At 70.1% G+C, this 6973-nt stretch carries 2 protein-coding genes; both read right to left on the bottom strand.

Annotated elements, in window-relative coordinates; genetic code table 11:
- Window positions 1-25: 25 nt before the first annotated feature.
- On the bottom strand, window positions 26-4972 hold the full coding sequence (locus ACFRMQ_RS35995) for an NAD-glutamate dehydrogenase (protein WP_380735032.1): 4947 nt from the start codon (window positions 4970-4972) through the stop codon (window positions 26-28).
- Window positions 4973-5258: 286 nt separating this feature from the next.
- The gene (gene pruA, locus ACFRMQ_RS35990) at window positions 5259-6884 is read right to left on the bottom strand and encodes an L-glutamate gamma-semialdehyde dehydrogenase (RefSeq protein ID WP_380735033.1); all 1626 of its coding nucleotides are present in this window, start codon (window positions 6882-6884) and stop codon (window positions 5259-5261) included.
- Window positions 6885-6973 lie beyond the last annotated feature (89 nt).

Genomic DNA, 6973 nt, shown 5'->3' with positions numbered 1-6973 from the left:
CGGGCCCGCCGTTCTCATGGAGCCGTCAGCGCATCGAACCGGTGCGCAGCAGGGTGCGGATGACGCGCATCGCGACCGAGAGGCTGGACAGCTCGTAGTTGTCCGAACCCCTTATGTCGTCGAGGGTGCTCTTGGCGCGGTTCAGCAGGGTCGAGTTGAGCTCGGCCCAGGCGGTGTACCGCTCCTCCGGGGTGGCGCCCTCGGGGCCGCAGGCCAGGATGTCGGCGGTCAGCGCCGCGTGCGCCGCGAAGAGGTCCTCGCGGATCGCGGCCCGGGCCATCGACGACCAGCGGTCGGTGCGGGGCAGTTCGATGATGCGGTCGAGCAGGTGCGAGATCTGGAGCCGGTCGCCCAGGTCGTAGAAGAGGTCGGCGACCTCGGCGACGTCCTTGCCGGAGCGGTCGGCGACCTCGGCGACGTCCAGGGTCGGGAAGACCGAGGAGAGGCCGGCGATCCGGGTGGCCAGCTCCTCCGGCACCCCGGCCGAGGCGAGCTCCCCGTACACCGACTCGAACCAGGCCAGGTCGTCGCCGCGCAGCGGCTTGGGCAGCGAGGCCCAGACCTGGTTGACCCGGTCGTGGAAGAACTCGATGGTGCCGGCGATGTCGAGCGGCTGGCGGCGGTTGTTGAGCATCCACCGGGTGGCGCGCTCGACCAGGCGCCGCGAGTGCAGGCGCATCTTGGTCTGCACCCGGGCCGGGACCTTGTTGTCCAGGTCCTCGATCTCGGCCCAGATCGGCTCCAGGTCGAAGACGGCCCGCGCGGCGGTGTGCGTCCGGGCGATCTCCTCGTAGGTCGCGCCGGTCTCCTCCTTCAGGCGGAAGGCGAAGGTGCAGCCACCGCGGTTGATCGTGTCGTTCACGATCAGCGTGGTGATGATCTCGCGGCGCAGCGCGTGGTTGTCGATCGCGTCGGCGAACCTCGCCCGCAGCGCGGTCGGGAAGTACTCGTGCAGCGAGGCGCGGAAGTACGGGTCGTCCGGCAGCTCGGTGGCGAGCAGCTCCTCGGCCAGGATGATCTTGGTGTACGCGAGCAGGACGGACATCTCTGGCTGCGAGAGGCCGCGGCCGTTCTGCTGGCGGTCCCGGATCTGGCGCTCGGTGGGCAGGAACTCCAGCCCGCGGTCGAGCCGGCCGGCCGACTCGAACCGGTTGATCATCCGGGCGTGGACGTTGACCATGCTGTGCGCCTGGGAGACGGCGTTGGCCAGCACCACGTTCTGCGCGTAGTTGTTGCGCAGCACCAGGCGGCCGACCTCGTCGGTCATCTCGGCCAGCAGGGCGTTGCGCTGCTTGACCGTCATGTCGCCCTCGGCGACGACCTGGTTGAGCAGGATCTTGATGTTGACCTCGTGGTCCGAGGTGTCCACACCGGCGGAGTTGTCGATCGCGTCGGTGTCGATCCAGCCGCCGGTGCCCTCGGGGCCGCCGGTCGCCGCGTACTCGATGCGGCCGAGCTGGGTGCAGCCGAGGTTGCCGCCCTCGCCGATGACCCGGGCCCGGATCTGCTCGCCGTTGACGCGGATGGCGTCGTTGGACTTGTCCCCGACCTCGGCGTTGGTCTCGGTGGAGGCCTTGACGTAGGTGCCGATGCCGCCGTTCCAGAACAGGTCGACCGGCGCCTGGAGCACGGCCCGCATCAGCTCGGCCGGGGTCAGCTTGGTCGCCTCGACGCCCAGCGCGGCCCGGACCTGCGGGGTCAGCTGGATCGACTTGGCGCTGCGCGGGAAGACACCGCCGCCGGCCGAGATCAGCGACCTGTCGTAGTCGTCCCAGGAGCTGCGCGGCAGCTCGAAGAGGCGGCGGCGCTCGGCGTACGAGACGGCCGCGTCCGGGTTCGGGTCGAGGAAGATGTGGCGGTGGTCGAAGGCGGCGACCAGGCGGATGTGCTCGCTGAGCAGCATGCCGTTGCCGAAGACGTCGCCGGACATGTCGCCGATGCCGATGACGGAGAAGTCCTCGGTCTGGGTGTCGACGCCGAGCTCGCGGAAGTTGCGCTTGACCGACTCCCAGGCACCGCGGGCGGTGATGCCCATGCCCTTGTGGTCGTAGCCGGCCGAACCGCCGGAGGCGAACGCGTCGCCCAGCCAGAAGCCGTAGGACTCGGCGACGCCGTTGGCGATGTCGGAGAAGGTCGCGGTGCCCTTGTCGGCGGCGACGACCAGGTAGGTGTCGTCCTCGTCGTGGCGGACCACGTCGGCCGGGTGCACGACCTCGCCGCCGACCAGGTTGTCGGTGATGTCCAGCAGCGCCGAGATGAAGGTCTTGTACGAGGCGACGCCCTCGGCCAGCCAGGCGTCACGGTCCACCGACGGGTCCGGCAGCTGCTTGGCGACGAAGCCGCCCTTGGCGCCGACCGGGACGATGACGGTGTTCTTGACCATCTGCGCCTTGACCAGGCCCAGGATCTCGGTGCGGAAGTCCTCGCGCCGGTCGGACCAGCGCAGACCGCCGCGGGCGACCTTGCCGAAGCGCAGGTGCACGCCCTCGACCTGCGGCGAGTAGACCCAGATCTCGAACGCCGGGCGCGGGGCCGGCAGGTCCGGGATGGCCTTCGGGTCGAACTTCATCGACACGTAGGAGTGCCACTCGCCGGAGGCGGTGTGCTGGAAGAAGTTGGTCCGCAGGGTGGCCTTGATCAGGTTCAGGAAGGAGCGCAGGATGCGGTCCTCGTCCAGCGACACGACCTCGTCGAGCGCGCCGGACAGCTCCTCCAGGATGCCCTCGGTCAGCTCCAGGGCGCCCGAGCGGTGGCTCGGGCTCAGCCGGGCCTCGAAGAGGTTGACCAGCAGGCGGGTGGTGTGGGTGTTGTTGCGGAGCGCGTCCTCCATGTAGTCCTGGGAGAACGTGGAGCCCGCCTGGCGCAGGTACTTGGCGTACGCGCGCAGCATCATCGCCTGGCGCCAGGTCAGCCCGGCGGTCAGCACCAGCTCGTTGAAGCGGTCGTTCTCGGCCTTGCCGGTCCAGGTGGCGGCGAAGGTCTCCTGGAAGCGCTCGCGGGCCTCGTCGGTGAGCTCGGTGGCCTCGCGCAGCTTCAGGCCGAAGTCGTAGACCCACGCGGTGGTGCCGTCGGAGCGGCGCAGCGCGTACGGGTGCTCGTCCAGCACCTCGACGCCCAGGCGCTGGAGCACCGGCAGGACCTCGGTGAGCGAGATCGGGCCGCCGACGCGGTAGATCTTGAAGCGGCGCTCGTCGTCGCCGGCGCCGACCGGCTGGTACAGGTTCAGGCGGAAGTCGCCCGCGCCGTGCAGCGACTCGATCTGCTTGATGTCGGCGACGGCGGTGCGCGGCGGGAAGTCGGCGCGGTAGCCGTCGGGGAAGGCGTTGGCGTACTTGTGGCCGAGCTCGGCGGCCCGCTCCTCGCCCAGCTCGATGTGCAGCTGGTCGTGGAAGCCGTCCATCCAGAACCGGGCGGCCTCGGCCAGCCGGTTCTCGATCCGCTCGACGTCCGTCTCGGTGAGCTTCGGCAGCTCGGTGCCCGGGGCGACCCGGACCACGAAGTGCAGGCGGGTCAGCACCGACTCGGTGGCGTACACCGTGTAGTCGATGGTGGCGCCGTTCAGCTCCTCCTTGAGGATGTCGGTGATCAGCAGCCGGATGCGCGTGGTGTAGCGGTCGCGCGGCAGGTAGATGAAGGCCGAGAAGTAGCGGCCGTACTCGTCCTGGCGCAGGAACAGCCGCAGCTTGCGGCGCTCCTGGAGGTAGAGCACGCTCGTCGCGATGGAGAGCAGCTCGGAGGCCGGGGTCTGGAAGATCTCGTCCCGCGGGAAGGTCTCCATGATCTGGAGCAGGTCGCGGCCGTCGTGGCTGTCGCTGGAGAAGCCGGAGTCCTCCAGCACCGCCTGGACCTTGCGGCGCACGACCGGGATGCGGGTGACCGACTCGGTGTACGCGGCGGAGGAGAACAGGCCGAGGAAGCGGCGCTCGCCGACCGGCTCGCCGGCGGCGTTGAACTTCTTCACGCCGACGTAGTCCAGGTAGGCGGGGCGGTGCACGGTGGACCGGCTGTTGGCCTTGGTCAGGACGAGCAGCTTCTTCTCGTGGGCCTTGGCGCGGACCGGCGCGGAGAGCCGGCCGAAGGCCTCGCTGACCGCGTGGTGGGCGTCGTCGTGGCCGTGCGGGTCGGAGCGCAGGATGCCCAGGCCGGTCCCGGCGACGGCCTTGAGGACCTCCTCGCCCTCGTGCTCGACCAGGTCGTACTCGCGGTAGCCGAGGAAGGTGAAGTGGTCGTCGGCGAGCCAGCGCATCAGCTCCCAGGCCTCGCCGACCTCCTGCTCGGGCAGGCCGGCCGGGGGCTCCTCGGCCAGCTCGTCGGCCAGGCGCAGCGCGCTCTCGCGCATCTTGCCCCAGTCCTCGACGACCTCGCGGACGTCGCCGAGCACCCGGCGCAGGTCGGACTCGATCGCGCGCAGGTCCTCGCGGTCGGTCTCGCGGTCGATCTCGATGTGCATCCAGGACTCGACGGTCGCGTCGGCCGGCCACTCGGAGCCGGCGGCCTGGCTGCGCGAGCAGGCGTCGATGTCCAGGATCTCCAGCAGCTTGCCGGTGATGTCACGGCGGACCAGCAGCTGGGGGTGGATCACGATGTGGATCGCGCGGTCCTGGCGGGACAGCTCGTTGGTGACGGAGTCGACCAGGAAGGGCATGTCGTCGGTGACGACCTCGACCACGGTGTGGCCGCAGGACCAGCCGTTCTCCTCGACCGAGGGGGTGTGGACCCGGACCTCGGCGGTGCCCTGCGGGCGCTTGAGCCCCAGGCGGTAGTGGGAGGCGGCCGCGCCGTAGACGTCGACCGGGTCGCGGTCGACCAGGTCCTCGGGCGCGGTGTGCAGGTAGTAGTGGTGCAGGTACGCGGTCAGAGCGCCGTTGCTCAGACCCTCTCCTGGCGCCGCTCCCCCCACCTGGCTGTTCTCAGCGGCTGCGGCTGCCTTCTTGAGCAGCTCGGCCTTGGCTGCGTCCAGCTTGGTCTGCATGACTTCTTGGCTCCTGTCGCGCGCCGTTGCGTGACTCGGTGGTGTGTGGATGTACACCGACGGGTCACCGCAATCCTGCCGCACCATCCGACTGAAAGGGGCTCATGACGACGCATGAAATGTCCTCCCAGCGGGTAGGACGACACGTTCGCCCTGCAAGCCACCCGACGACGCCAGCCAGCCTAACCGGATCAATCGAAGGTGCACAGGGACAGCGAGGCGCAAAGTCGCAGTAAGTCAGGTCCGTCCTGGACAGCATGTCCAAACCGGACCCCGATGTTCACTCTCAGCCCAGATGCGGGTATCCGTGGTGGGTCGGCGGGACGAAGGTCTCCTTGATCGACCTGGCCGAGGTCCAGCGCAGCAGGTTCTGGGCGGCGCCGGCCTTGTCGTTGGTGCCGGAGGCCCGGCCGCCGCCGAAGGGCTGCTGGCCGACGACCGCTCCGGTGGGCTTGTCGTTGATGTAGAAGTTCCCGGCGGTGAAGCGCAGCGCCTCGACGGCCTGGGCGATGGCGTAACGATCCTGCGCGACCACCGAGCCGGTCAGCCCGTACGGGGCGCCCTCGTCGACCCGGCGGAGCACGTCGTCCCAGCGGGAGTCCTCGTAGACGTGGACGGCGAGGATCGGGCCGAAGTACTCGGTCCGGAAGATCTCGCCCCGGTGGTCGGAGGAGACCAGGACGGTCGGCCGGACGAACCATCCGATCGCGTCGTCGTACTGTCCGCCGGCCGCCAGTTCGATCGTCGAGTCCGCCTTCGCGCGGTCGATGGCGTCCCGGTTCTTCTCGAAGGCGCGCCGGTCGATCAGGGCGCCCATGAAATTGGACAGGTCGGTCACGTCGCCCACCGCGAGCGCGTCCACCTGGGCCACGAAGTCGTCCTTGATCTTCAGCCAGAGGCTGCGCGGCAGGTAGGCGCGGGAGAGCGCCGAGCACTTCTGGCCCTGGTACTCGAAGGCGCCGCGGATCAGCGCGGTCCGCAGGATCTCCGGGTCGGCCGAGCGGTGGGCGAGCAGGAAGTCCTTGCCGCCGGTCTCCCCGACGATCCTCGGGTACGTGCGGTAGCCGCCGATGTTGGCGCCGATGCTCTGCCACAGCGACTGGAAGGTCGCGGTCGAGCCGGTGAAGTGCAGCCCGGCGAGCGCCGGGTCGGCCAGCACGACCGGGGAGACCTGGAGGCCGTCACCGGTCACCAGGTTGATCACCCCGGGCGGCAGCCCGGCCGCCTCCAGCAGCCGCATCAGGTGGTACGCGGCCAGGGTCTGGGTCGGCGCCGGCTTCCAGACCACGGTGTTGCCCATCAGCGCGGGGGCGGTCGGCAGGTTGCCGGCGATCGCGGTGAAGTTGAACGGGGTGACCGCGTAGACGAAACCTTCCAGCGGGCGGTGATCGGTGCGGTTCCACACGCCGGGCGAGGAGATCGGCTGGTCGGCCAGGATCTGCCGGGCGAACGCGACGTTGAACCGCCAGAAGTCGATCAGCTCGCAGGCGGAGTCGATCTCGGCCTGCTGCACGGTCTTGGACTGGCCCAGCATGGTGGCCGCGTTGAGCGTCTCCCGCCAGGGGCCGGACAGCAGGTCGGCGGCGCGCAGGAAGACCGCCGCGCGGTCGTCGAAGGAGAGCGAGCGCCACTGCCGCCCGGCGGCCAGCGCCGCGTTCACCGCCGCCCGGGCGTCCTCCCGGGTCGCGTTGCCGAGCACGCCGAGCTTGGCGGCGTGGTGGTGCGGCTGGACGACCTCGATCCGCTCGCCGCCGCCGAAGCGCTGCTCACCGCCGATGGTCATCGGCAGCGGGACCTGCTCGGCGGCCAGCTCGTCCAGCCGCCGCACCAGCCGGTCCCGCTCCGGGCTTCCGGGCGCGTACGAGAGCACCGGCTCGTTGACCGGGGTCGGCACCTCGGTGACTGCGTCGATGGGCATGGCGGGCTCCGTCCTGGCGGCTGGTCGGCTGTGCCACCAGCCTGACCAGCCGGAGCGCGATCCGCCCGTTCAGACACGCGGAC

The organism is Kitasatospora sp. NPDC056783, assembly GCF_042789895.1.
Classification (GTDB): Bacteria; Actinomycetota; Actinomycetes; order Streptomycetales; family Streptomycetaceae; genus Kitasatospora.
This window is presented reverse-complemented; position numbering and strand designations above follow the sequence as displayed.